The sequence below is a fragment of the Aeromonas sobria genome, assembly GCF_006243315.1.
Classification (GTDB): Bacteria; Pseudomonadota; Gammaproteobacteria; order Enterobacterales; family Aeromonadaceae; genus Aeromonas; species Aeromonas sobria_A.
This window is the reverse complement of record NZ_NKWE01000040.1, coordinates 1-24,917: the sequence shown is the minus strand read 5'-3', so window position 1 is coordinate 24,917 and position 24,917 is coordinate 1. Positions and strand designations below refer to the sequence as shown.

General features: G+C 59.9%; 17 protein-coding genes. 10 read left to right on the top strand and 7 right to left on the bottom strand.

Annotated features, from left to right (window positions below; genetic code table 11):
• Positions 1 to 45: 45 nt before the first annotated feature.
• On the bottom strand, positions 46 to 1,452 hold the full coding sequence (locus tag CF137_RS13125; RefSeq protein WP_139719543.1) for a nucleobase:cation symporter-2 family protein: 1,407 nt from the start codon (positions 1,450 to 1,452) through the stop codon (positions 46 to 48).
• Between the two features lie 485 nt (positions 1,453 to 1,937).
• Here CF137_RS13125 and ycfP point away from each other — a divergent pair, with 485 nt between their 5' ends.
• Both ycfP and CF137_RS13115 read left to right on the top strand, forming a co-directional pair.
• On the top strand, positions 1,938 to 2,477 hold the full coding sequence (ycfP, locus tag CF137_RS13120) for an alpha/beta hydrolase YcfP (protein WP_101321404.1): 540 nt from the start codon (positions 1,938 to 1,940) through the stop codon (positions 2,475 to 2,477).
• Positions 2,478 to 2,552: 75 nt separating this feature from the next.
• The gene (locus tag CF137_RS13115) at positions 2,553 to 3,845 is read left to right on the top strand and encodes an NAD(P)/FAD-dependent oxidoreductase (RefSeq protein ID WP_139719541.1); all 1,293 of its coding nucleotides are present in this window, start codon (positions 2,553 to 2,555) and stop codon (positions 3,843 to 3,845) included.
• A gap of 74 nt (positions 3,846 to 3,919) precedes the next feature.
• Here CF137_RS13115 and CF137_RS13110 read toward each other — a convergent pair whose 3' ends face one another.
• From CF137_RS13110 to CF137_RS13100, 3 genes are all read right to left on the bottom strand, one after another.
• Entirely contained in the window at positions 3,920 to 4,561 is a 642-nt protein-coding gene (locus tag CF137_RS13110; protein WP_101347494.1) for an energy-coupling factor ABC transporter permease, read from the bottom strand.
• A 93-nt stretch (positions 4,562 to 4,654) separates the two neighbouring features.
• Positions 4,655 to 5,452 (bottom strand): pyruvate formate lyase 1-activating protein, encoded by a 798-nt coding sequence (gene pflA, locus CF137_RS13105; RefSeq protein ID WP_082186804.1) that lies wholly within the window; start codon positions 5,450 to 5,452, stop codon positions 4,655 to 4,657.
• A gap of 65 nt (positions 5,453 to 5,517) precedes the next feature.
• A complete protein-coding gene (locus CF137_RS13100) occupies positions 5,518 to 8,448 on the bottom strand; it encodes a sensor domain-containing phosphodiesterase (protein ID WP_139719539.1) in 2,931 nt (976 codons plus the stop codon).
• A gap of 135 nt (positions 8,449 to 8,583) precedes the next feature.
• On the opposite strand from CF137_RS13100, the gene CF137_RS13095 reads away from it, so the two are divergent.
• From CF137_RS13095 to CF137_RS13075, 5 genes are all read left to right on the top strand, one after another.
• On the top strand, positions 8,584 to 10,272 hold the full coding sequence (locus CF137_RS13095; RefSeq protein WP_139719537.1) for an FAD-dependent oxidoreductase: 1,689 nt from the start codon (positions 8,584 to 8,586) through the stop codon (positions 10,270 to 10,272).
• Between the two features lie 215 nt (positions 10,273 to 10,487).
• Complete coding sequence (locus CF137_RS13090; protein ID WP_139719535.1) at positions 10,488 to 11,147, top strand: DedA family protein; 660 nt, start codon at positions 10,488 to 10,490, stop codon at positions 11,145 to 11,147.
• Positions 11,148 to 11,312: 165 nt separating this feature from the next.
• The gene (locus CF137_RS13085; protein ID WP_162515932.1) at positions 11,313 to 16,196 is read left to right on the top strand and encodes an alpha-2-macroglobulin family protein; all 4,884 of its coding nucleotides are present in this window, start codon (positions 11,313 to 11,315) and stop codon (positions 16,194 to 16,196) included.
• A gap of 10 nt (positions 16,197 to 16,206) precedes the next feature.
• Complete coding sequence (gene pbpC / locus CF137_RS13080) at positions 16,207 to 18,630, top strand: penicillin-binding protein 1C (RefSeq protein ID WP_139719531.1); 2,424 nt, start codon at positions 16,207 to 16,209, stop codon at positions 18,628 to 18,630.
• Between the two features lie 122 nt (positions 18,631 to 18,752).
• Positions 18,753 to 19,001 carry a hypothetical protein gene (locus CF137_RS13075; protein WP_139692151.1) on the top strand — a complete coding sequence of 83 codons (249 nt, stop codon included), beginning with the start codon at positions 18,753 to 18,755 and terminating at the stop codon, positions 18,999 to 19,001.
• A gap of 55 nt (positions 19,002 to 19,056) precedes the next feature.
• Here the strand turns inward: CF137_RS13075 and CF137_RS13070 are convergent, their stop codons facing one another.
• Positions 19,057 to 20,022 carry a hypothetical protein gene (locus CF137_RS13070; RefSeq protein ID WP_139719529.1) on the bottom strand — a complete coding sequence of 322 codons (966 nt, stop codon included), beginning with the start codon at positions 20,020 to 20,022 and terminating at the stop codon, positions 19,057 to 19,059.
• A gap of 177 nt (positions 20,023 to 20,199) precedes the next feature.
• Here CF137_RS13070 and thiI point away from each other — a divergent pair, with 177 nt between their 5' ends.
• Complete coding sequence (gene thiI, locus CF137_RS13065) at positions 20,200 to 21,648, top strand: tRNA uracil 4-sulfurtransferase ThiI (protein ID WP_139719527.1); 1,449 nt, start codon at positions 20,200 to 20,202, stop codon at positions 21,646 to 21,648.
• 75 nt (positions 21,649 to 21,723) lie between these two features.
• On the opposite strand, the gene CF137_RS13060 is transcribed toward thiI, so the two are convergent.
• On the bottom strand, positions 21,724 to 22,116 hold the full coding sequence (locus CF137_RS13060) for a hypothetical protein (protein ID WP_101324338.1): 393 nt from the start codon (positions 22,114 to 22,116) through the stop codon (positions 21,724 to 21,726).
• A gap of 100 nt (positions 22,117 to 22,216) precedes the next feature.
• Positions 22,217 to 22,849 carry a trimeric intracellular cation channel family protein gene (locus CF137_RS13055; RefSeq protein ID WP_005333975.1) on the bottom strand — a complete coding sequence of 211 codons (633 nt, stop codon included), beginning with the start codon at positions 22,847 to 22,849 and terminating at the stop codon, positions 22,217 to 22,219.
• A 383-nt stretch (positions 22,850 to 23,232) separates the two neighbouring features.
• Here CF137_RS13055 and flaB point away from each other — a divergent pair, with 383 nt between their 5' ends.
• Together flaB and CF137_RS13045 are read left to right on the top strand one after the other, a co-directional pair.
• Entirely contained in the window at positions 23,233 to 24,150 is a 918-nt protein-coding gene (flaB, locus tag CF137_RS13050; RefSeq protein WP_139719524.1) for a flagellin B, read from the top strand.
• Positions 24,151 to 24,730: 580 nt separating this feature from the next.
• Positions 24,731 to 24,917: flagellin N-terminal helical domain-containing protein (locus tag CF137_RS13045; RefSeq protein ID WP_462477267.1), on the top strand; the 187-nt coding region annotated here is incomplete at its 3' end.

Here is a 24,917-nt window from a genome sequence, read left to right as displayed (position 1 = left end):
GAGTCACAGGCCCCCGGACAACGAGAGTGTCCGGGGGCCTGTTTGTTATGTCTGCTCCTGCTTTGGTTGGACCGGGCCGACCAGCAATGGCTTGGTCTGGTGGGTCAGATCCGGTTGGTAGCCGTTGAAGAAGAGGTTGAGCACCACCGAGCTGATGGTAGCCAGCAGGATGCCGCTATGGACCAGTGGTTGCAGCGCTGCCGGAAAGTGCTGGAAGAAGTTCCCCGAGACAGTCGGGATCATGCCAAGACCGAGGCTGATAGCGACAATGTAAAGGTTGTGGCGATTGCCGTTGTAATCAGCACGGGCCAGGATGCGAATGCCGGTCGCCAGCACCATGCCAAACATCACTATGCCAGCGCCCCCCAGAACGAAAGGAGGGATGGAGGCAACCATCAATGACATTTTGGGGATCAGGCCAAAGGCGAGCAAGATCCCCCCCGACATCACGCAGACCCAGCGACTCGACACCCCGGTCACGCTCACCAGCCCGATATTTTGGGAAAAGGAGGTGTGGGGAAAGCTGTTGAAGACCCCGCCGATAATGGTGCCGATGGCATCAACCCGCAGCCCACGCACAATGTCGCCGCGACTGGCCGGATGGCCGACGATGTCGCCAAGGGCCAGAAACATCCCCATGGATTCGATAAAGGTGATGAGCATGATCACCGTCAGAGTGGCGATGGAGATAGGGTCGAAGGTGGGCCAACCAAAGGCGAACGGCACTATGGGGGCAAACCAGGCCGCGTCGCCAAGGCCATCAAGGCTTACCTCGCCCATTCCGATGGCCACCACGAAGCCGAAGATGATCCCCAGCAGCACCGAGATATTGCTGAAAAAGCCCTTGGTGAAGCGGGTCACCAGCAAGATGAAGGTGAGCACCGCAAAGCTGGTGCCGATATAGCGCAGGCTGCCATATTCCGGATTGCCCTTGCCCCCCGCCATCCAGTCGATCCCCACCTGCATGATGCTGATCCCGATGGAGGTGATGACCACCCCGGTCACGACGGTGGGGAAGAGCGGCATCAGCCTGCCGATCAGCGGCACCAGCAGGGTGGAGATGATGCCGGCGGCGATGGTGGCGCCGAAGATGCCGGTCAGCCCCAGATCCGGGTTGGCACCGATGGCCAGCATCGGCATCACGGCGGCAAAGGTCACCGACATGATGACCGGCAGCCGGATCCCGGCAAAGCGGCCAATCCCGACACATTGCAGCAGGGTGACGATGCCACAGCAGAAGAGATCTGAACTGATGAGATAGGATATTTGATCCTTGGGCAGCCCCAGACTGCCGCCAATCACCAGTGGCACCGCCACGGCACCGGCATACATCACCAGCACATGTTGCAGGCCCAGGGTAAAGAGCTGGCCCATGGGGAGCATGCGCTCCACTTCATCCACCGGGCACTTGCGCGTACCCGGTCGGGGGGAGGGGGGATTGGTCTCGTTCATGAACACAGCACTCCTTGAAGCCCGCGCAACCGCCACAGGCAAGATAGTGAAAGCCGCAGCTTTCCCGGTCATTGATAGCGAGCATGGTCTGACGTACCCGATCCATCCGCAGGTGTGATGAGGGGATCTGGTGCTGGTGCTGGTCAGTGCACAAAACATGCACAACGCCGGTCATGAGCGAAAACGTTTGGCTGTAACGCCTTGTTTTTGTGGGGTGAGTCACATCCCGGCCCGATAAATGTCCTGGCCAGGGGGCGGGTGTGCGCAGCGGCATCTCAGATTGGTAAGCGTTTTATCATTATCGGTCTGGCGATCTCACTTTGATAGCGGCGCCCGGGCAAGAGCCTGATGGCGCCCCCTTGCCCCACGATGTAATCAGGGGGCGGGGCGTGATCCAAAGCAAGAAAGTGCGATGTTTTGGTGGCGCACGGGGCCGCCGCTGGGGTAGTTTCGATAAAACCGACACAGATCCTGAGGTCTTATCCATGATCATCTATCTGCATGGCTTTGATGCCACCAGCCACGGCAATCACGAAAAAGTGCTGCAGTTGCAGTTTATTGATGATGATGTGCGTTTCGTGCACTACAGCACGGTTCATCCCCGTCATGACATGAGCCACCTGCTCAAGGAAGTGAAGAAGCAGCTCGACATGAGTACCGATCCCAAGCCGCTGATCTGCGGTGTGGGGCTCGGTGGCTACTGGAGTGAGCGGATCGGCTTTCTGTGCGGCATTCGCCAGGTGATTTTTAACCCCAACCTCCATCCGGCAGAGACCATGCAGGGCAAGATCGACCGGCCAGAGGAATATGACGATATAGGCACCAAGTGTGTAACTGAATTTCGTAATAAAAATTCAGGAAACTGCTTGTGCATCCTTTCCGTTCAGGATGAAGTGCGCGATAATCGGGACACTGAACGTGAATTGAAGAACTATTACGACATTGTGTGGGATGAGCGCGAGACCCATAAATTCAAGAATATCTCGCACCATCTGCAGCGGATGAAGGCCTTCAAAGAAGCTTGAATCATCACGTCGACCGATTTCGTTTTAGGGAGCCACTGGCTCCCTTTCGTTTTGAGGAACCAAGGAAAAATCATCATGATGAATATTGTCGTTGTCGGCGGCGGCGCCGGTGGTCTGGAGCTGGCCACCAGTCTGGGTCGCAAGCTGGGCAAGAAGAACAAGGCCAAGATCACCCTGGTTGATCGTAACCGTACCCACTTATGGAAGCCGTTGCTACACGAAGTGGCCACCGGCTCCATGGACGCGGGCATCGATGCCCTGAGCTACCAGTCCCATGCCAAGAACCACGGGTTTGATTTCCAGCTCGGCACCCTGACCGACATCCAGCGCGACGAAAAGCGCATCGTGCTGGCACCGATCCATGACGAAAATGGCGAGATCGTGGTCAATGAGCGCGCCGTGCCTTATGACATGCTGGTGATGGCCATCGGCTCTGTTTCCAACGATTTCAACACCAAGGGGATCAAGGATCACTGCATCTTCCTCGATAGCCCCTCCCAGGCCCATCGTTTCCACAACAGCATGATGAACCGCTTCCTGCAGTTCGCCACTGAATACCAGCCGGGTGACAAGGTGAAGATCGCCATCGTCGGCGGCGGTGCGACCGGTGTTGAACTCTCTGCCGAGCTCTACAACGCGGTTGAGCAGCTTTATGCCTACGGCTTCAAAAACCTCACGGCCGATAGTTTGAAAGTGACTCTGGTGGAAGCGGGCCCCCGCATCCTGCCTGCCCTGCCGGAGCGTATCAGCGGCGCCGCTCATCAGGAACTGGTGAAACTGGGGGTGGACGTGCGTACCGCCACCATGATCACCGAAGCGACCAGCGAAGGTCTGCACACCAAGGATGGCGAGCTGATTGAAGCGGATCTGATGGTGTGGGCGGCCGGTATCAAGGCGCCGGACTTCATGAAGGATATCGCTGGCCTTGAGAGCAACCGCATCAACCAGCTGGTGGTGAAAGAGACCCTGCAGACCACCCGTGACGAGAATATTTTCGTCATCGGTGACTGCGCCGCCTGCCCGCAGCCGGATGGCAAGTTTGTGCCGCCGCGTGCCCAGTCTGCTCACCAGATGGCCAGCCAGGCGTTCAAGAACATTCTGGCAAAGATGAACGGTGGCGAGCTGAAGCCCTACCTCTACCACGACCACGGTTCGCTGGTGTCCCTTAGCCGCTTCTCCACCGTGGGCAGCCTGATGGGTAACCTGATGCGTGGCTCCATGATGGTGGAAGGCTACATGGCGCGTATGGTCTACATCTCGCTGTACCGGATGCACCAGGTCGCCCTGCACGGCTACGTCAAGACCGGCCTCATCATGCTGGTGGGCCGCATCAACCGGGTGCTGCGCCCGACCCTGAAGCTGCACTAAGCAGAATTCAGAATGGAAAAAGGAGAGACTATGGTCTCTCCTTTTTTATCGGCGCTTGTCAGGGAAAAGGCTGGCTACTGACCCAGATAGGTGCGATCGAAGAAGGTGTTGACCCAGTGAGGGCGGTAGATGGCCAGCACCGTCATCGCCATGCCGTTGAGCAGGGCTTCGGGGAACAACAGCAGTGGCCAGATGGAGAGGTAGTCCGCCGTAATGGTGTGCCAGGGGTAGCTGTCACTTAGCCCCATTAGCAGCGCGCTGGCCGCCACCTTGACCGAAATGGTGATGGCGCCGCCGAGAAACGCCGCCACGAAGATATAGACAAAGAGATGGCGCGGCAGCCAGGCCCAGCTTGCCAGAAACAGCAGCCAGCTGGTGGCCACTGGCAGGGCGATACCAAGCAGCGCTTGCCAGCCGAAGTCAGCCAGATTGGTGACGCCGAAGTAGCCGAGTACCAACAGGGTCAGGCAGGGGGCGAGCAGCGCCAGTCGCCAGCCCAGCAACAGGGTGAGGGTGGTGAGCCCGAGAAAATGGACCTCCAGCCCCTCATGCAGACCGGCCCGTAACGTCCAGAGTGGTACCAGAGCGATGGCACTGCCCAGCAACAGGTGCTGATAGAGTGGGGTGTCATGGAGGGTTTGCCACAAAGAGCGGCGCAGGCTAAAGGCCAGTAGTACCAGCCAGATCAGGAGGGCGGCGAGTTGTCCTTCACTCATCTTGTCGTCCATTCATGCAGTAGGGGTGAGTCCGGGCGGCCTTCCTGACCGGCCCATAGCAAAGCAGGCTGACGAGTCAGCCTGCTTTCACCATCAATATTTGACGTTGTCGTGGTACTTGCCGAGGATGCCCTTGACCCGTTCCATGACCTCTTTGCTGGGGGGCTTGATCCCGCTCAGCTCGTAAGGATCGCCAAGTACATCCCACTTGTGTTTGCCCAGTTCGTGGTAGGGGAGCAGTTCGATCTTCTCGACGCTCTCTCCCAGCTCGGCGATAAACTGACCGAGCCCTTCGGCGCTCTCGTCATCGTCGCTCCAGGTCGGTACTACCACGTAGCGGATCCAGATAGTCTTGCCTTTGGCGGCCAGATAGCGGGCAAACTCCAGGGTATAGCGGTTGCTGACGTGGGTCAGTGGAATGTGTTTCTCGTCATCGATCTGCTTGATGTCGAGCAGTACCAGATCGGTCTGTTCGAGCAGCTTGTCGACCTGTTCATCGAGATGACGGACGAAGCCGTTGGTGTCGAGACAGGTGTGAATACCCTGCTCTTTACAGGCGGCAAACAGTTCGGTGATAAAGGCCGGTTGCAGCATGGCTTCACCGCCGGAGGCGGTCACCCCGCCGCCAGAAGCATTCATGAAGTGACGATAGCTGGTGATGTCCTTCATCAACTCCGGCACTGTCACTTCACGACCACCCTGGGTATCCCAGGTATCGCGATTATGGCAGTACTTGCAGCGCATCAGGCAGCCTTGCATGAATACGATAAAGCGTATTCCCGGACCATCGACAGTGCCGCAGGTTTCAACGGAATGGATCCGGCCAAGGGTGCCTTGAGATGCGGCCGGTTGGCTGATTTCAACGGCGGGGATCCGATTAATGACAGTCATAGACAACTCCAACGATTCGAGCAGGACGTTATTTTATTACATAAACCCCTATTGATCCTACACCTTTAGTCTGGCGCCCGACTGCCGAGCAGCTGCTCAAGGGCCTTGACGGTGAGCGGGCGGCTGGTGAGGTATCCCTGATAATGCTGGCATCCCAGCGCTTTGAGGATGGCCAACTGCGCCTCCTCTTCCACCCCTTCGGCGGTGACGGTAAAGCGAAATACCTGAGCCAGGTCGAGGATCGCCTTGACGATGGCGCGGTCCTGTTCGCTGTTAACCAGGGTCTGAATGAAGCTTCTGTCGAGCTTCACCTCATCGGCGGGCAGATCCCGCAGATAGGCCAGCGACGAGTAGCCGGTGCCGAAGTCATCGATGGAGATGAGGATGCCCAGCTCTTTGAGCTGGCGCATTCTGGCGATGCTCTCGAGCCGATTCTCCAGCACCACCGATTCGGTCACCTCCAGCAGCAGGCGGGAGGGGGGCACGCCGGTGTCGCGCAAAATGTACTCCACCTGCTGCACGAAGCCCTGGGTGTGGAACTGGCGGGCACTGACGTTGACCGACAGATGGGGGATCTGCAGGCCGCGGTTGAGCCAGAAACTGTATTGGGCGCAGGCGGTTTTCATCACCCAGTAGCCAATCTCCAGAATGAGGCTGGTCTCCTCGGCGATGGGGATGAACTCGGCGGGCGGCACCATGGTGCCATCGCTACGCTGCCAGCGCAGCAGTGCCTCGATGCCCGACAGCGAGCCATTGTCGACCCGGTATTGCGGCTGGTAGTGCAGTTGCAGCTCGTGATGACGCAGCGCGTCGCGCAGCTCATTGGTGAGGGTCAGGCGGTTCTTCTCGTGCTGGGCCATCGCCTCGGTGAAGAAGACATAGTTGCCCTGACCGGCCCGCTTGGCCATGTGGGTCGCGGTGTCGGCCTGTTGCATCAGGATCAGATGATCCGTCTCGTTGCTGGAGAAGAGGCTGATCCCCACCGAGGCGCTGCAGTGCAGCTTGTGATCGCCGATGTCGAACGGGGTGCGAAACAGCCCCATCAGCTCGCGGGCAAAGTGCTCGGCTAAAATTTTGGCGGTGACTTCCCCCTGCCCAAGCTGGGTAAAGAGCAGGGCAAACTCATCCCCTGAAATGCGCGCCTGCACCAGATTGTCCTGGGGAAGATCCTGGAAACGCAGCACCACGGCCTGCAGCAGTTGATCGCCACAGGCGTGGCCGAGGGAGTCGTTGATCGACTTGAAGTTATCGAGATCCAGCAGCAGCAGGGCGCCCCACTGACCACTGGGTTCGCTCAGGGTTTGCTGCAAAATCGTGTTGAGGCTGCGCCGATTACGCAGGCCGCAAAGCTCGTCATAGTAGGCAAGCTGCTCGATGTGCCTGGCCGCCTCTTTCTCTTGAGTGATGTCGTAGAAGCTGCAGATGAAATGGCTCAGCTCCCCCAGATCATTGTTGACGCCACTGACCATCAACCGGATTGGCAACAGGTGGCCATCCCGGTGCAGGCAGCGCTCTTCACCGAGCCAGAATGCCTGCTCGGTGACGGTGCGAGTGACATCGACCCTCAGGTTATCCCCGTAGTAGGTGGGGCGCAGTTTACGAATGGAGTGACCGATCACCTCAACGTCACTGAATCCGGTGATCCGGCTGAAGGAGTGGTTAACCTTGAGAACGATGCCGCTCTGATCCATCACCAGCAGACCATCATGGGTATTGAAGGCCACTTCCGCCAGCCGCAGGGCGTCGTCGGCAGCCAGACGCTGCAGCTCGATAGCGGCCCGCTCGTGCTGGCTGCTCAGCAAGTCGAGCAAGGTGTCAGGATCGCTCAGCGGCGTGTCTAGCAGCAGAGTGAGTTGCCCGATCGGGGTACTATCCGGGCCATGTAGTGGAATACCTATATAAGCGCTGGCATTGAGGGCCAGTAAGCGCGGCGCTTTGGGGTAGCGCAATGGCAGATCTTCCACATAGATAGCCTTGCCATGCTGGAATAGCTCCAGGGCCGGACCGGGATCTAGCTGGATGGGTTTGCGGGGGCATAATGCCTCTTCGTTACAGACGTAACGGGGAATAATCCACAGTTCCTGGCCGCGGGGCTGAAACTCGCCGACCCAGCCAATGCGAGCGCCGCTGGTCGCCATGGCCCAGTGAACCAGGGTTTCGCAATAACGGATCCCGGTCAGGTGATTGAGCTCGGCAGGCAATGCCAGTTCAGGCTCCTGCTGGCTGGGCTGCCAGTTACCAAGCAACTGGGCACAGTGGCGAACCAGCAGCAACATATCGTCACTGAATGGCGTGGGGTCGAGATATTCCAGACTCAGCACCCCGAACAGCTTGTCCTGCTCCAGCAGGGCGCCATCGAGGCGCGAGCGCACACCGGCACTGGTCAGATAGAGGTGATTGCTCAGCATCGGCTGGTGGGCCGCTTCCGAGAAGCTCAACGATTTGCGGGTGCGCAGGGCGCGGATATAGCGGCTGTCACCGCGAATGGGGTAGAGCGCCTCGACCCCCAGGGTGAACACCGGGGTGAGCTGCTCGCAGCCCAGATCGCCATTGGCCTGATAGTGCCAGAGGATGAGCCGATCGGCCCCCAAACTCTCTTTAAGGGCCTCGAGCAGCAGCGCATACTGCTGCTGGCTCGCCATCTGGCTGAGCCGTGGCAACTGCAAGCCCAGATCGGCAACCGGCGCTTGTCGCAGGTTTTGCAGGCAGATTAGCCAAAAGCCATCCTGCTCGTGGGCGAGGGCGATGTGCCACAGCTGGTTGGCAAAGCGCACGGTGATCTTACCGCCCTGGCCATTGGCCAACAGTTGTTCGATGGGGAGTCGCAGGGCATCGGGGAGCTGGGCAGGCCAGGGGGCGCGTGGCTCGTCGAGCCAGTAGAGCGGGGTTTGCATCACGTCGGTCAGGGCGACCAGCCGTTGACTGCGCAGATCCAGCCGGAAAAAGAGCGGCGTCTGGAGGGCAGGAGGACGATGACTCAGTGCGGTAGACGACATGAACAAACAACATCCTGTTAAACAACCGTCGGGGTTGCAAGAATACTGCAAAATTGTGTGAAACAAAATTTCATTGAATTCTAAATTAGAAAAGTCTAATTTATTGCTAATTATCTCGTATGAGGAGTCTTGCAGATGAAACGGATCCTGATTATCGGTGGTGTCGCGGGGGGCGCATCGGCGGCGGCTCGTGCTCGTCGTTTGAGTGAAGAGGCTGAGATCGTGATGTTCGAGCGGGGCGAATTTGTCAGCTTCGCCAACTGCGGTTTGCCCTACCACATCGGGGGCGATATCCCCGACCGGGATGCCTTGCTGCTGCAGACTCCCCAGAGCTTCAAGCGCCGCTTCAACGTCGATGTGCGGGTGTTCCACGATGTGATTGAGATCGACAAGGCGGGCAAGACCTTGCTGGTGCGCAACCTGCAAACCGGTGAAGAGCAGCGCGAGCATTACGATGTGCTGCTGCTGAGCCCGGGGGCGGCGCCGATCCGCCCTCCTTTCCCCGGCATCGACAGCCCCCATGTCTATACCCTGCGCAACATCCCGGACATGGATCGCATTCTGGTGGGCCTGCACCACGACCAACCGCGCCATGTCACCGTGGTGGGCGGCGGCTTTATCGGGTTGGAGATGATGGAGGCGCTGCACCAGCGCAAGCTGGATGTCACCCTGCTGGAGCTGGCCGATCAGGTGATGGCGCCGGTGGACAAGGAGATGGCCAACATGCTCCATGCCCGCATCCGCGAAGAGGGGATCGATCTGCGCCTGCGCACCGGTCTCACCGCCATCGAGAGTCTGGATCTGCCTGCCGAGAAGACCTCCGCCGTGCCGACCGCCAACAGTGGTGGCCTGCGCCTGACCCTCAATGACGGTTCACACCTTGATACCGGTCTGCTGATCCTCGCCATCGGCGTCAAACCGGAAACCCTGCTCGCCGCCAAGGCTGGGCTGGAACTGGGCCCGCGTGGCGGCATCAAGGTGGATGCCGGGATGCGCACCTCGGATCCCTTTATCTACGCGGTGGGGGATGCGGTGGAAGAGACTGATTTTGTCACCGGCGAGTCTGTGCTGATCCCGCTGGCGGGTCCGGCCAACCGGCAGGGGCGCATCGCCGCCGACAACATGCTGGGCCGCGCCGAAACCTACAAGAAAACCCAGGGCACAGCCATCTGCAAGCTGTTCGATCTGGCGGTGGCCAGCACTGGGCTCAACGAGAAGCGACTGGTACAGCTGGGGCTGCCGTTCGAGAAGGTCTATGTCCACCCGGGCAGCCACGCCGGTTACTACCCGGGTGCCCATCCGGTCAGCCTCAAGTTGCTGTTTGCCCCGGATGGCAAGATTTATGGCGCCCAGGCCATTGGCAAGGATGGCATCGACAAGCGCATCGACGTGCTGGCGGTAGCCCAGCGTGCCGGTCTGACCGTGTTTGACCTGCAGGATCTGGAGCTCACCTATGCGCCGCCGTTCGGCTCGGCCAAGGATGTGATCAACATGGCGGGCTTTGTGGCGAGCAATCACCTGAAGGGGGACACCCAGCTCTGCCACGTGGCCGAGGTGCAGGCTCGTAACCCCCACCAGCTGGTGGTGGATGTGCGCAATGGCCCCGAGCTCGACAAGCTGGGCCGTATTCCGGGGGCGCTGCATATCCCCCTCGACGAGTTGCGCAGCCGTCTTCACGAGTTACCTAAAGAGAAGGAGCTGCTTATCAGCTGTCAGGTCGGGCTGCGCGGCCATGTGGCCTGCCGCCTGCTGAGCCAGCATGGCTTTAAAGTGAAAAATCTCTCCGGCGGTTTCAAAACCTGGCAGATGGCCACCGCCGAGTAACCGTTTTATTTCTGTGCCTGTTTGCCCCTCTCCCTTGTGCGTGCAAGATGAGGGGCTTTTTGTCTCTGCAGTTTGCCCTCCTTCCATCCCCCTTGTTGCAGCAATATTTCGACACACTTTTTTTCCTGTGCCGGACAAAATTAACGTTTTGTTCAGGGGATGGGTGCTATAACCCCTGCCTCGTTCATGATGAACCGTGTAGTAGGGAGAGTGACATGCTGGATATGCTGATGGCCATTTGGCATCAGGATTTTGACGCCCTGGTTCAGATGCAGGCGGTACCCCTGCTGATCAGTTGCCTGATGCTGGTACTGCTGCTGGAGTCTGCATTCGTCTTTCTGCCCCTGCCGGGGGACAGCTTGGTCTTGCTGGCCGGTGGTCTGGTCGGTATGGGGGTATTTGGCACTGAGGTCACGCTCATCTATCTGCCGCTGGCGGCGGGTCTGGGATCCGTGCTGGCGTACTGGCAGGGGCGTGCTCTGCAGCGCACCCGCTTTATGGATCATATCGAGCGGATGCTGCCCCCCGACAGCCTGCCCAAGGCGACCCGGCTGCTGAAAAAGTACGGTTTTCTGGCGATGTTCTCCTCCCGCTTTATCCCGTTCGTGCGGGTGCTGACCCCCATGCTGATGGGGATTAGCCGCCTGAGCATCGTGCGCATGTGCGTGGCCAGCTTTGCCAGTGCCGTGCTCTGGTCACTGTGTCTGAGTTTGGTGGGCAAGCTGGCGATGAATACCCCTTTCTTCCTCCACCACAGCGAGCTGTTGACCCGGGCCTTGCTGATCACTTCGCTGGTGCTGTTTCTGGCGGCCGTCATGGCCATCCTGTTTCGCTGGTTCAAAGGCGGGGCGAAAAACCAGACTACCCACGACTAGATGACAACCCTTGCCGTACTAAATGGGTGGGCAAGGGGGTTATGGTGCAGCCGGGGCGCTGAATTGTGCCCATCCGGGTAATGAGCTTTGTGTCGGGTGAGCAGGATGCCTTATCCTGTTTCCTGCCACGCTGCGCTTGCAGCACTCCAACTCGGGATGGAACCTATGCGCCTCTTCGACTCTCCCCCTGCTTCTCACAGATCTACTGCTGGAACCGGTGCTCTGCGCCAGCGCTGGTCGGCCCTGCTACTCTGCGGGCTGGCCGGTTTGCTGTCTGGTTGCGGCCCTGACAAGCCGGTAGCCAATGAGCCGACCACGCAACCCGCTGCGCAGCAGGAGGCTGGGGCGCCGAGTTCAGTAGTGCAAGCCAATGCCCGCCAATATCGCGATGCCCCGGCGCTGGCGCTGGTCTTCTCCGGCCCCCTGGTGCCCAAGGCAAACTGGCAGAGCTGGCTCGGGGTCAGTGAAGGGGGCAAGCAGGTGCAGGGGGAGTGGATCCTCGCCGACGATGGTCGCACCCTCTATTTCCCGAACGTCCAGCCCGATAAAAGCTACGAGGTGAGCCTCAAGTCGGGGTTGGGCCCTGGGCCCCAAAGCTGGACCCTCAAGACCCGCCCGCTGGAGGCGGGGGCCTCCTTTACCGCCAGCGGCATGGTATTGCCGCTGCGCCAAGAGCTGCGCCTGCCCATCAGCGCGGTCAACGTGGATGAGGTCAATATCGATTTCTTTCGGGTCGATGCCGAGTATCTGCCCCGTTTTCTGGCGGAGTATCGCCCCGGCGCCGGCATGGGCAACTGGGAGCTTGAGCAGATCACCCAGCGGGCCAAGCGGGTGTTCAGCGGCCGCTACGCGCTGGAGCTTGATGCCAACCGGCGCGAGACCCGCCTTATCAATGTCAAAGAGCCGCAACTGGCCGAGGCCGGTGTCTACTTTGCGGTGATGTCGCCCCTTGGCAACTACGACTGGCGCAAGGAGACCACCTATTTCGCGGTGAGCGACATGGGGCTCAGTGCCCGCCGTTACAGCGATCAGCTGGAGGTGTTCGTCAGCTCGCTGGCCACCGCTGACCCGCTCAAGGATGTGCAGCTCTCCCTGCTCGACGAGAAGGGCAACCGGCTGCAGGTGCAAACCACCAATCCCCAGGGCCATCGTCGCTTCGATCAGGTGCAGGGGGCTCGCCTGCTGCTGGCCGAGCAGGGCAAGCATCTGGCGGTGCTGCGCCTAGATGGCGCGGCGCTCGATCTCTCCACTTTCGATCTCGGCACCCAGCCCTGGCAGGCCCAGCAGCTTTATCTGTTCAGCGGGCGCGATCTCTATCGCCCCGGCGAGCGGCTCGACAGCGAGGTCCTGCTCAAGGGGCAGGATGGTCAGCTGCTGCCGGGGATGGCGGTGGAGCTGGAGGTGAAACAGCCGGACGGTCAGCTGCTCGAACAGAAGCGCCTGCTGCCCGATAGCCTGGGCGCCGCCCACTACGGCCTGCGTCTGCCGGAGGATGCCCCGCTGGGGCGCTGGACCATCAACCTCAAGACTGCTGCTGGCAGCCGCTTTGAGTGGCCCTTTTTGGTGGAGGAGTTTCTGCCAGAGCGCTTGAAACTGCAGCTTGGCAAGGGGGCAGATGGGGAATTGCTGACCCAGCAACAGGCGCTCACCCTGCCGCTGCAAGGGGACTATCTCTACGGTGCCCCGGCCAGCGCCACCAAGGCGAAGGCGGAAGTGAAGATCAGCCGCGCCACCATGCCCTTTACCCAGTGGCAGGAGTTCACGCTGGGTGACGTGCTGCTCGCCGAGCAGGCCAAGGATCTCGAGCCGCAGAGTCTCACCCTCGATGCGCAGGGGCAGGGGACTTTCTCGCTGCAAGATGAACTCGATGGGGTGCGCGGTTTCGGGCCGCTGGAGGTGGCTTATCGGGTGTCGCTCTCCGAGCCCGGTGGTCGCGCCGTCAATCGCAGTCGCACCCAGTTTGGCTGGCCCGCGGGCAGCCAGTGGCCAGCGCTCAGGGCCGATTTCGTTGCTGATCGGGTGGACGGAGGCAAACCGCTCCCCTTCCAGATCCTCAACCTCGATGAGCAAGGTCAGCCGGTGGCGGGGGCGGTGAAGGTGCGCCTCATCAACGAGTACCGCGACTACTACTGGCACTACGCCGATGGGGAGGGGTGGAAGTACGAGTTCAACAGCCAGCCCTATCTGGAACAGGAGCAGACCCTGCAGCTGGATGGCAAGGGGCCGACCCCCCTCAGTTTGCAGCTGGCGGCGGGCTGGTATCGATTGGAGGTGGAGAACAGTCAGGGCCATCAATCGAGCCTGCGGGTGGAGATCGGCAGTTACGCCTGGGGCGGCGGCGGTGAGCAGGCGCGGCCCGACAAGATTGCCATCACCCTCGACAAGCGCGCCTATCTGGCGGGCGACAAGGCAACAGTGACGCTGGTGGCCCCGCGCCCCGGCAAGGGCTTGCTGATGGTGGAGGATGGCGACGGCCTGCGCTGGTGGCAGCGTATCGAGCTCAAGGGGGCCGGTGGCGATGCCAAAGATGCCCGCGGCGAATTCGAGATCCCGGTTAGCCCCGAGTGGCAGCGTCACGATCTGCATATTTCGGCCCAGATCGCCGCGCCAGACAGCGACTCCAAGCCGGTGAGCCAAAAGAGTGTGCAGAGCCTGCGCTCGGTCGGACTGGTGCCGCTCACCCTGGACCGGGAAGCGCGCCGTCTGCCGCTTACCCTGAGCGCGCCTGATAAAGCTGTGCCGCTCACCCGACTGGAAGTGACTGCTACCTCCATCCCCAATAGTCAGGGCCGCGTGGTGCTGGCTGCGGTGGATCGGGGCGTGCTCAATATCAGCGACTACCAGCCCCTCGACCCGTTCGAGATCTTCTTTGGTCGCAAGCGCTTCGCCCAAGATTTGTTCGACAACTACGGTCAGGTGATCTCGCCGCAGGATGGCAAGCTGGCCCGCCTCAACTATGGGGGCGACCGGGCACCGCTGAAAAAGGGCGGCGCCTTGGAGAGCCGTGTCGAAGTGGCAGCACTCTGGAGCGGCGAGGTGAGTTTTGACGAGAGCGGCAAGGCGGTGATCCCGCTCGATCTGCCCAACTTCAACGGTGAGCTGGCACTGATGGCGCTGGCCTGGAACGAACAGCAAGTCGGCGAGGCCGAGCGCGCCGTCAAGGTGGTGGCCCCCTTGGTGGCCGAGATTGGCTGGCCGCGCTTTGGCGCCAGAGGGGATGAGACCCAGGCGCTGGTGCAGCTGCGCAACATGAGTGGCGAGGATCAGGCCCTCTCCCTGGTGTGGACCCTCAATGGCGGGCTCAAGGCAAGCGGCGAGCTGCCTAGCACCCTTTCCCTCAAAAACGGCGAGGAGCAGTGGCTGACCCTGCCGCTCACCGTGACCGGGGCGAGCGGTGTGGCGAGCCTGCAGTTGGCGGCCATCGGCAAGGATTTTGCCATAAGCCGCGACTGGTCTTTGCCGCTGCGCTCCCCCTGGCCTGCCGAGACTCGCCAGCGCTACCAGATGCTGGCTCCCGGCCAGCAGATGAGCTTTGCGCCAGATGAGCTGGCTGGGCTGGAGCGTGCCAACCTGCAGGGACTGCTCAGCCTCTCCGGCACTCCCCCCTGGGATCCGGCAGCCCAGTGGCAGGCGCTGGCCGACTACCCCTACGCCTGTCTGGAGCAGACCTTGTCGCGCTCCTGGCCCTATTTACTGACCACGGCCGATGAGCGGGCAGCCTGGAGCAAACCCGCAGAGGGTAAGAAACCTGCGAGCGAGGCGGATCTGCAGCGCGCCCTGCTGCAACGGCTGCAGCGGTTGCAACTGCCAAGCGGTGGCTTTGGTCTCTGGGATGGCCGCTCCGACGAGGAGCAGTGGCTCACCGCCTATGCCGCCGACTACCTGCTGGCCCGCAAGGAGGCGGGCGACGCCGTGCCGGAGGCGATGCTCAATCAGGCGCTGAATCGTCTGCAAAGCTATCTCACCGACAGCCAGTACGGCGAGCGCTGGAGCAGTGCCCCCGAGCACAGCCGGTTGGCCTATCAGGCCTACAGCGCCTATGTGCTGGCCCGGGTGGGCAAGGCGCCACTCGCTACCCTGCGTCTTATCTGGGAGCAGCAGGCCGATCACGCAAGATCTGGCTTGCCACTCTTGCACCTCTCGCTGGCCCTCTCGGCCATGGGGGATGAGCAGAACGCCGCCAAGGCCCTCAGCCAGGCATTGGCGACCGAGCGCGGTGACGACTATCTCGGGGATTACGGTTCACCGCTACGCGATCAGGCCCTTGAGCTCTCCTTGCTGCGCCAGCACAAGCTGGCTTTGGAGCGCTGGCCAGCTCTCAGTGCCAAGGTGGCCGACACCCTGGCTCACCGTCAGTGGCTCAGTACTCAGGAGCGGCTCGCCCTGCTGCGACTTGCCCGCTTCGATCCGGCCGTTGACTGGCAGGCCAGGGTAACTTCCTCTCTTGGCAGTGGATCCCTGAGCGGTTCGGCTCCGCTGCAGTTGGGCGCCCCCGAGGCGCTGGCGGCGAGCACCGTCACCAACGAGGGCAAGGGATCCCTCTATGTACAGCGCACTCTGGTTGGTTACCCCGAACAGGCGCCAGCACGGATCAGCAAGGGTATGAGCGTGACCCGCAGCTGGTTCAACAGCGACGGTCAGCCGTTTGATCCAGCCAAGGTGAAGGTGGGCGATCTGGTGGTGGTGCGGCTCAATGTCAGCAGCAAATCGGCGGTGCCCGATGCCCTGCTGGTGGAGATGGTGCCCGCTGGCTTCGAGCTGGAGAATCCAGCCCTTGGCAACAGCATCAAGCTGGAAGAGCTCTCCATCGAGGGGAAACCGGCGTGGCAGAGCGAGTGGAACGACTATCTCAAGCATCAGGAGTTTCGCGACGATCGCTACACGGCAGCGCTGGATCTGAGCGAGGGGAGCAACCAGCAGTTGGTCTACCTGATGCGGGCGGTGACGCCGGGTCGCTATCAGGTACCGCCGACCCAGGTGGAGGATATGTACCGACCCGAGCTGCGGGCCGTGGGTGAGGATATCCATGAGGTAACTATCTCTGAGTAGCTGGCGCTTGATGAGTCGCAGACGCCCTCTGAGCAACGTTCCCTCCCTTGAGCGGGCCCGCCCGCTCACTTTCTGGCAGCGCGGTTGGCTGAGGCTTTGCCACAGTTGCCGCGCCTGTGGGCGTTGGCTTGGCCGTCTGCCACGCTGGCTGCGCTTCTCGCTGCTGGGGGCTGTTGTCCTGATCCTGTCGCTGCTGGCGCTGGATCGTATTTTCCCGCCGCCACCGCTCGACCCGGCCTATGCCCGGGTGGTGCTCGACATGAAGGGGCGGCCGCTGCGCGCTTTTGCCGACACCAGCGGTGTGTGGCGTTATCCTGTGACGCTGGAGCAGGTCTCCCCGCGCTATATCGATGCGCTGCTGGGCTACGAGGATCGCTACTTCTGGCGCCATCCCGGGGTCAATCCGCTGGCCATGGTGCGCGGGGTCTGGCAATGGCTGCGCTACGGTCGGGCCGTCTCGGGCGGTTCGACCCTCACCATGCAGGTGGCGCGCCTGATCGAGCCCTACCACAGAAGCGTGCCCGGCAAGCTGCGCCAGATGGCGCGCGCGCTGCAGCTGGAGTGGCACTACGACAAGCGCACTCTGCTCACCGTCTACCTCAACCGGGCTCCCTTTGGCGGCAATCTGGAAGGGGTGCAGGCGGCAAGCTTTGCCTATCTCGGCAAGAGCGTGGCCAAGCTGACTTATGCTGAAGCAGCGCTGCTGGCGGTGCTGCCGCAGGCCCCCAGCCGCAACCGACCAGATCGCCATCCCGAGCGTGCCCGCGCCGCCCGCGACAAGGTGATGCAGCGACTGGTGGCACAGGGGGGCTGGCCCGAGCAGGTGTGGCAGGAGGGACGCATCGAACCTGTGCTGGCCCGCGGTCACTTCACGCCGATGGAGGCGCCGCTGTTTGCTCGTCTGGCCGCCGACAGCCAGCCGGGCGCCCTGGTGCACACCACCATAGACGGCGATCTGCAGCGTTGGCTGGAGGGGCGGGTGGCCAGCTATATTCGCCGCTTCCCCGAGCAGACCTCCGCCGCCCTGCTGCTGGTGGACAACCGGACTATGGCGGTGCGTGCCTATGTGGGCAGCGCCGAGTATGGCAATTTGCGTCGCCACGGCTACCTCGACATGGTGCAGGCGATCCGCTCCCCCGGCTCCACCCTCAAGCCCTTTATCTATGGTCTGGCGATGGATGAGGGGCTGGTGCACTCAGCCTCCCTGCTCTCCGACGCGCCAAGGCTGGGTTCGGACTATAGACCCGCCAACTTTTCCGGTGCCTTTCAGGGGCCGGTGAACCTCGCTCAAGCGCTGCAGCAATCCCTCAACGTACCGGCGGTACAGGTGCTGGAGGCGCTTGGGGCCGACAAACTGGTCAGTCGCCTCGACAACGCCGGGGTGCGGCTGGCGCTCTCCGATAAACCCAATCCGGCCATTGCGCTGGGGGCGGCAGGTATTCGGCTCGAGCAGCTGGTGGCGCTCTACAGCTCGCTCACTCGGCAGGGACAGGTGGCGATGCCGGTTTGGTTGACGGGGCAGCAGGCGGTGTCGCGCCCTTTGTTGAGTCCGGGGGCGGCCTGGATCATCTGGCAGATCCTGAGCGCCCAGGGACGGGCGGATCAGCCCTTTGCCAGCGAGGCGACCGGTCGGGTCAACCGACTGGCCTGGAAGACCGGCACCAGCTACGGCTATCGCGACAGCTGGGCGATGGGGGTTTCCGGTCGCTGGACTATTGGCGTCTGGCTGGGGCGCCCCGATGGCACCCCCTTGCCCGGCTTTTATGGCCAGAGTGCGGCGGTGCCGCTGCTGCTTTCGGTCTACTCGCGGCTGGCGGACAACAGCCCCTTGCCGGTGCAGCCCAATACGGTGAGCGAGGCCGAGATCTGCTGGCCGTTGGGGCGCAAAGCGAGCGCGACCCTGCCGCAGACTTGTTTGCAGCGCCAGAGCGCCTGGTTGCTGGAAGCGAGTGATCCCCCCACCTTGCCAGACCCCATGGATTGGCCCTCGCCGCTGCGGCAGATCGCACTGACTGCCGAAGGCAAGCCGACCCTGGCACGCTGCCAGGATGCGGCGCAGTCCGGTTTTCGGGCCCTGTGGCCGCTGTCACTGGAGCCATGGCGGGCGCCCGGCGAGCGCAGACAGGCGCTGCTGGCAAGCGGTTGCAAGGGAGAGGGGCAGAGTGCCGAGCTGCAGGCCCCGATCCGCATCGTGGCGCTGGGGGAGGGCAACCTTATCCGCAGTCAGCGCTATCGGCTGCAACCCAAGGTGCTGGGCGGCGTCGGCAAGCCATTCTGGTTTCTCAACGGCCAGCGGCTGCGCTGGGACGGGGATCAGGTGCTGAGCGTGGCGGGGCGCTACCAGTTGGTGGTGGTGGACGAGGCGGGCAACAGCGATCGTATCGAGTTTCGCGTGGTGCATCCCGATAGTGAGGCCGGCACCATCACCCGTTGAACGTTTTGTCGGCAATTATTGAGGTGGATGTAATTAAACCTTTGAAATGCATCAATATTTGATTGGCTAAATTAATTCATGAATAATTACGAGTTCATTCAAATCCAATCGGGAGTTCTCTTTTGCTGCGTGTTTTTTGTCCCTTGCTGGTGCTGATGAGTTCGGGCTGTGCCACTACCAATCATGGTGATCACCATGTTGCTCCCGAACGTACCGGGTTCTATTCACCTTTCGAGCCTGGCTCAGAAAGCTTTGTACGCTGTTACGAGAAACAGTTTGCCTGTACCAGTGAGGGTATCCGCCGCGACAACGCGATGGAGGCGCGCAGGCAGGCGCAAGAGCGGGCCAATCACCGTGGTGATGACTGGTAGGCCGCAGATAACGAGAGGGGTTGGCAGATGCCAACCCCTTTTTCATTCCGCCGATTCAGCCCGGTTGGCGCAGATGGCCGAGCCGGGTGAAGAAGTGCCGACTCTTGCGCTGATGAAAGTGGCTCTTCTTGATGGGATGGAAGATGAGGTGGCTTTCGGGGTGGCTTGCCTTTAACTGATGGATCATCGCCATGGCGGGCAGGCTGGTGCTGACCAGGGTGGTGAGTGGCATGCTGATGGTCTCGGGCCCCAATAGTTGATTGAGCCCCTGCTGTGCCTGCTCGAAGCGGGTCAGTACCACCGGATCGGCATAGCCGCTACCCAGCATGGCGAGCAGGTGGTCGAGGGCCTGATGAAATTCGGCCAGCTGCTGGCGAAAGCCGCTGCGCCCGCGCAGGGCAATTAGCGCTGCAAACGGAATGTCGGCGAGGTGAGTGGGCACTTGCAACGGGATCTCGAGGTGGAAGCAATCCTGACCCCCCCGGTTGTGGTAGCGGGATTCCAGCAGGTGGAGCAGGCGGTCGAGATAGTCGTGATCGGTGATGAGGGCGCCGTCATTGGCGAGTGCCCACTCACGGGCGAGGCGCATGGAGAGCAGGTTGGCAAAGCGCCGCGCCATTTTGATCCCCCCTTCATCTTGCGTAGCAAAGCCGTGAGTCAGACAAAAACCGTGCAGTTGCTCCAGCCCCGCCTGAGCCGGGCAGAAGCAGTCGTGGTTGGCAGGCTGGCGCCAGCGACCAATCAGCTCCTTGTTGCCAAACACCTTGTGGCGCACGAAATCGGGGGCGATAAGGCCGCTGATCTGGCTCTCCAGTTGAGGGGTGATGGCTGCGAAGAAGGCGGGGTCTGGACGTTCGGCCAGCAGATCGGTCTGATCTTCAAGGGTGCCCAACAAGGCGGTGAGGCCACTTTTTTCACTGACGGTGAAGACGAAGGCGAGTCGCTCCAGATAGAGCAGGGCAAACTTGAGCCAACGCTCGTCGCGTACCTCCATGCCGGGATAGTAGATGTGGGTCTTCATCGGATCAGTCTGTTGTCAAAAATCTGGCGAGGTGCAGGCTCGGGAATATACGCAAGATTGCGGGCGTGCGGCAAACATTGCATGGCGTAATGTGAGCAAGCGCTCATTCAGTAGCCGCTTGCCACAAAGTTCTGATATAATCCGCGCCCTTAAATCAAGGCCACCCGAGTCAAAACCATGAAGTTCATTATCAAGCTGTTCCCGGAAATCACCATCAAGAGCAAATCAGTTCGCCAGCGCTTCACCAAGATGTTGCAGGGCAACATTCGCAACGTGTTGCGTCGCTTCGACGAAGATGCCCGGGTACGGATGGATTGGGACAAGCTGGTAGTGAGCTCCCGCAATGATCAGTTCCACGCCCAGTATCTCGAGACCCTGGCCTGCATCCCGGGCATTCAGTACTTCCTCGAAGTCAAACTGAGCAACTTTACCGACCTGCACGACATCTTCGAACAGACCCGTGCCGTCTGGGGCGATCGGTTGAAAGGCAAGACCTTCTGCGTTCGTGCCCGTCGCGTCGGCAAACACGACTTCAGCTCGCTGGAGCTGGAGCGTTATGTGGGCGGTGGCCTCAACCAGCATTGTGAAACCGCTGGGGTGCGCCTGAAAAAGCCGGACATCCAGGTTAATCTGGAAGTGGAAAATGACGAGCTCTATATCATCAGTGCGGTGCACCACGGCATGGGCGGCTTCCCCATGGCCACTCAGGAAGATGTGCTGAGCCTGCTCTCCGGTGGTTTCGACTCCGGTGTTGCCTCCTACCAGTTCATCAAGCGCGGTTGCCGCGTCCACTACTGCTTCTTCAATCTGGGTGGCGCTGCCCACGAGATCGGCGTCAAGCAGGTCGCTTATTACCTGTGGAACAAGTTTGGCGCCTCCCACAAGGTGCGTTTCACCGCCATCGACTTTGAACCCGTGGTGGCCGAGATCCTCGAAAAGGTCGACAACGGCCAGATGGGCGTGGTGCTCAAGCGGATGATGATGCGTGCCGCCGGTCAGGTTGCCGACTACTTCCAGATCCCGGCACTGGTGACCGGCGAGTGCGTGGGCCAGGTATCCAGCCAGACGCTGACCAACCTCAACGTCATCGATCGGGTGATCGACAAGGTGATCCTGCGCCCGCTCATCACCTGGGACAAACCGGACATCATCAGCGAAGCGCGCCGCATCGGCACCCTGGAGTTTGCCGAGACCATGCCGGAGTATTGCGGCGTCATCTCCAAGAAGCCGACCGTGAAAGCCGAGCTTTCTCGCATCGAGGCGGAAGAGGCCAACTTCGACTTCTCCATTCTGGACAAGGTGGTCTCCGAGGCCCGTTACCTCGATATCCGCCGTATCGGTGAAGAGACCGCTGCTGAAGTGCAAGAGGTGGAAACGACTCAGGTGCTGGGCGCTGACGAGGTGATCCTGGATATCCGCTCTGCCGACGAGCACGACGAGAAGCCGCTGGTGGTGGAAGGTCGTGATGTGCTGCACCTTCCTTTCTTCAAGCTGGCCACCGCCTTTGGCGATCTGCCCAAAGAGAAGACCTATCTGCTCTACTGCGATCGCGGCGTGATGAGCAAGCTGCAGGCGCTCTATCTGAAAGAGAAGGGCTTTGACAACGTCAAGGTGTACCGCCCGTAATCACGGTTTTCACCGCCCATAAAAAATCCGGCCACTGTGCCGGATTTTTTTATTTCACTGAGTGAGTAATGACTATCAGGGGCAGGGAACCGGGGTAAAGGAGTCTTGCCCCTGGCAACGCCAGCCCATTTCAGCCTCCCGCATCTGCCACAGGTTGTCGTTGCGATAGAGGGTCAGGATGTAGATCATGTCGCTCTTGCTGCCATCGAGGGCGACCGAGAGCACCAGATCATTGTCCAACTGCTGGGCATGGATGCGACTGGGGATGTCACCATGACCGACGAATCGCAGTGCTACCTCACGGTAGTCATTGACCCAGTGCTGCTGTTGATGGCTTGCCTGACGTATCTGCTGGTTGAACTGCTGCACCGGCGCCGAGGCCAGGCGTCCAAACACCACTTGGGCTTCGGCGTGGGCTACTGTCACGTTCGCCAGGATGAGAGTGGTAAGCATACCGATTTTGCGCATGAGAAGTTCCGGCTAACAACGACTGCTTCTATGACAACAGAAAAGCCGATTTGGTTCAACGCAAGGCCCACAGCGACATGATGGCGCTGTGGGCCCGCTCTCAATTGCGTTGCAGCGAGAAGGTGGGCAGCGACAGGTGCCAGTAGATAGCGGCAACCCGCAGGCCAAACACCGCAGTCATGCAGATGAGCATGGCGGTTACCCTGTCCATGTTCGCCTCCAGCGCCAGGGTATAGAGAATGCCGCCGAGGATACAGGCGGTGGCATAGATCTCTTTTTGCAGCACCATAGGGACCTCCCGCGCCAGCACATCGCGGATCATACCCCCGGCTACGCCGGTCATGGTGCCCATTATCACGGCAATCAGCCCCGGGGTGCCGAAGTTGAGGGCCTTTTGGGCACCAATAACGGTAAAGAGGGCCAGTCCGAAGGCATCGGCCACCGGCAGCACATACCAGGGCATCCTGCGGGGCAGTTTGACCATCCACATGCCGATCAGCGCTGTCGCGATGACGACCCAGATATAGAGCGGATCGCGTACCCAGAACACGGGGGTTGCCCCCAGGATCATGTCACGGATGGTGCCGCCGCCAATGGCGGTGACAGCCGCCAACACCATGACGCCAAACCCGTCCATTCTGAGTCGGCCAGCCACCAATACCCCTGAAAACGCGAATACCGCAGTACCAAACATGTCGCTGATGTAAACAATCTGCTCAACCAGTGTCTGCATGGAGAACAACTCACGCCAAATTGTTGATGGGGCCGCGATTTTAGGGGCTGGCGAGCCCAATCGCCAACTGTGCTCGACAAAATTGAGAGTCGGCCGTGATTTTTTCTCGCTGCCCGAACCGGGAGAGTCTCGTGTGTGCCCGCTTGCCCCCGCCGTTGGCGGGGTTCGCAGGATTGCTCCCATCGTGGGTTTACGGGCGTTTTTTTCCTTAAGTTTCCCCCTGACCCGCCGATATATAAGGTAAGCGGCGTTAATGCGATGAAGCGTTGAAAAAAATGCTAAAGACATCCAAAAACGAGCCGTTAAATAAGACGCATCGGGCACAGAAAATAATAAAGCCTGAGCAAATAGAAGAGTAATTTTAATAGCTTAGGAGAAGAATCATGAGTCTTTACATCAACACTAACGTTTCATCACTCAACGCTCAGCGTAATCTGATGAATACGACCAAAGCACTGGATACATCCTACACTCGACTGGCATCTGGCTTGCGAATCAACAGCGCCAAAGATGATGCTGCCGGTCTGCAAATCGCTAACCGTTTGACCTCACAAATCAATGGGTTGAATCAGGGTAACCGCAATGCCAATGATGGTATCTCCGTGGCGCAGACGGCCGAAGGGGCGATGGATGAAGTGACTGCCATGCTGCAACGGATGCGTACACTGGCTCAACAATCATCGAACGGTTCTAACAGTGCTGATGATCGTGTTGCCTTGCAGCAAGAATATACTCAGTTGGTTACGGAAATTGACCGCGTATCTAATGACACAACCTTTGGTGGCCAGAAACTATTGGCTGGTGGATATGTTGGTTCATTCCAGGTCGGTGCTGATGCCGCTCAAACAATTACGTTCAAGATGACATTAGCATTTACCCTGACAGGAATTGCCAGTGGTACCCAAGGTAGTGCAACTGTAGCGACAACAACACTCACTACTACTACAGAGCCTTACACAGTGACTAAGGTAACTACAGCGGTGACAGCAGCTTCGGTCCAAACAATCACGGATGCGTCTTCAGCACAGCTAGCCATGGCGAACCTGGATTTTATGATTCAAACGGTAGACAGTAAACGAGCTGAACTTGGTGCGGTACAAAACCGTTTTGACTCTACCATTCGTAACCAAGCGAACGTTTCTGAAAACGTCAGTGCAGCCCGTTCACGTATCCGTGACGCTGACTTTGCCACTGAAACCGCCAACTTGACCAAACAGAATATTCTGCAGCAAGCGGCATCGACCATTCTGTCTCAGGCAAACCAGCGTCCGCAGTCTGCGCTGTCACTGTTACAGGGCTAACAAAAGAAAACAGGGCGGTTGTTCAGGCCGCCCTGGTCAAGAGATGGAACAAAGGGGTGTTCGGGTTTGCACCTTGTTCTATCGGAAGAGATATAATTCTCTACTAGTAAAGCCAAGTGTTGTCCAGATGTTCAGTTCTGTCACCCTTGGTCATATTCTCCTGAGCATATGCTCATCTTTAGGCCGGTTTACCGGCCTCTTTTTATTGTGTCGCCAAATTGACGTCACTCTTTCAGTACAAAGCATGAACCATGCCAACGCTTCTGATCTCATGAAGGGGGTCATCATCAAGGAGGAGGCTGCCTGGTAAGGGTCATGGTTCTCTTTCTATTGCCTCCTACCGGAGAAAACTTGCCGCTGTAGGCAAGGATTTTCCTAAAGCTTGTCGCCGCGCAGCCGCTAAATAAGATGAAGCAATCGAGGGGTGTTCGGAATCCAACGTTTGCACTACTGCGGGTGACCTGTTCGTTCAAACAGCCACCCGCCAGAAGAGCCAGGCTTGTTCAACCTGCTCTTCAACTGGTGGGCTGCTGCGTAGTCAGCACAACCCGCAGTCGCATGTTCTTCGGGAGAATATTTTATGGCCATGTACATTAACACCAACATTTCATCATTGAACGCTCAGCGTAACTTGATGAATACCAACAAAGCGTTGGATACCTCCTATACCCGACTCGCTTCGGGTCTACGTATCAACAGTGCCAAGGATGATGCGGCCGGTTTGCAGATATCCAACCGTTTGACCTCTCAGGTCAATGGTCTTACCC

Bases quoted from the DNA above. Each gene is read 5' to 3' on its own strand.
- CF137_RS13125 (WP_139719543.1), bottom strand. From the start codon at position 1,452: ATGAACGAGACCAATCCCCCCTCCCCCCGACCGGGTACGCGCAAGTGC.
- ycfP (WP_101321404.1), top strand. From the start codon at position 1,938: ATGATCATCTATCTGCATGGCTTTGATGCCACCAGCCACGGCAATCAC.
- CF137_RS13115 (WP_139719541.1), top strand. From the start codon at position 2,553: ATGATGAATATTGTCGTTGTCGGCGGCGGCGCCGGTGGTCTGGAGCTG.
- CF137_RS13110 (WP_101347494.1), bottom strand. From the start codon at position 4,561: ATGAGTGAAGGACAACTCGCCGCCCTCCTGATCTGGCTGGTACTACTG.
- pflA (WP_082186804.1), bottom strand. From the start codon at position 5,452: ATGACTGTCATTAATCGGATCCCCGCCGTTGAAATCAGCCAACCGGCC.
- CF137_RS13100 (WP_139719539.1), bottom strand. From the start codon at position 8,448: ATGTCGTCTACCGCACTGAGTCATCGTCCTCCTGCCCTCCAGACGCCG.
- CF137_RS13095 (WP_139719537.1), top strand. From the start codon at position 8,584: ATGAAACGGATCCTGATTATCGGTGGTGTCGCGGGGGGCGCATCGGCG.
- CF137_RS13090 (WP_139719535.1), top strand. From the start codon at position 10,488: ATGCTGGATATGCTGATGGCCATTTGGCATCAGGATTTTGACGCCCTG.
- CF137_RS13085 (WP_162515932.1), top strand. From the start codon at position 11,313: ATGCGCCTCTTCGACTCTCCCCCTGCTTCTCACAGATCTACTGCTGGA.
- pbpC (WP_139719531.1), top strand. From the start codon at position 16,207: ATGAGTCGCAGACGCCCTCTGAGCAACGTTCCCTCCCTTGAGCGGGCC.
- CF137_RS13070 (WP_139719529.1), bottom strand. From the start codon at position 20,022: ATGAAGACCCACATCTACTATCCCGGCATGGAGGTACGCGACGAGCGT.
- thiI (WP_139719527.1), top strand. From the start codon at position 20,200: ATGAAGTTCATTATCAAGCTGTTCCCGGAAATCACCATCAAGAGCAAA.
- CF137_RS13060 (WP_101324338.1), bottom strand. From the start codon at position 22,116: ATGCGCAAAATCGGTATGCTTACCACTCTCATCCTGGCGAACGTGACA.
- CF137_RS13055 (WP_005333975.1), bottom strand. From the start codon at position 22,849: ATGCAGACACTGGTTGAGCAGATTGTTTACATCAGCGACATGTTTGGT.
- flaB (WP_139719524.1), top strand. From the start codon at position 23,233: ATGAGTCTTTACATCAACACTAACGTTTCATCACTCAACGCTCAGCGT.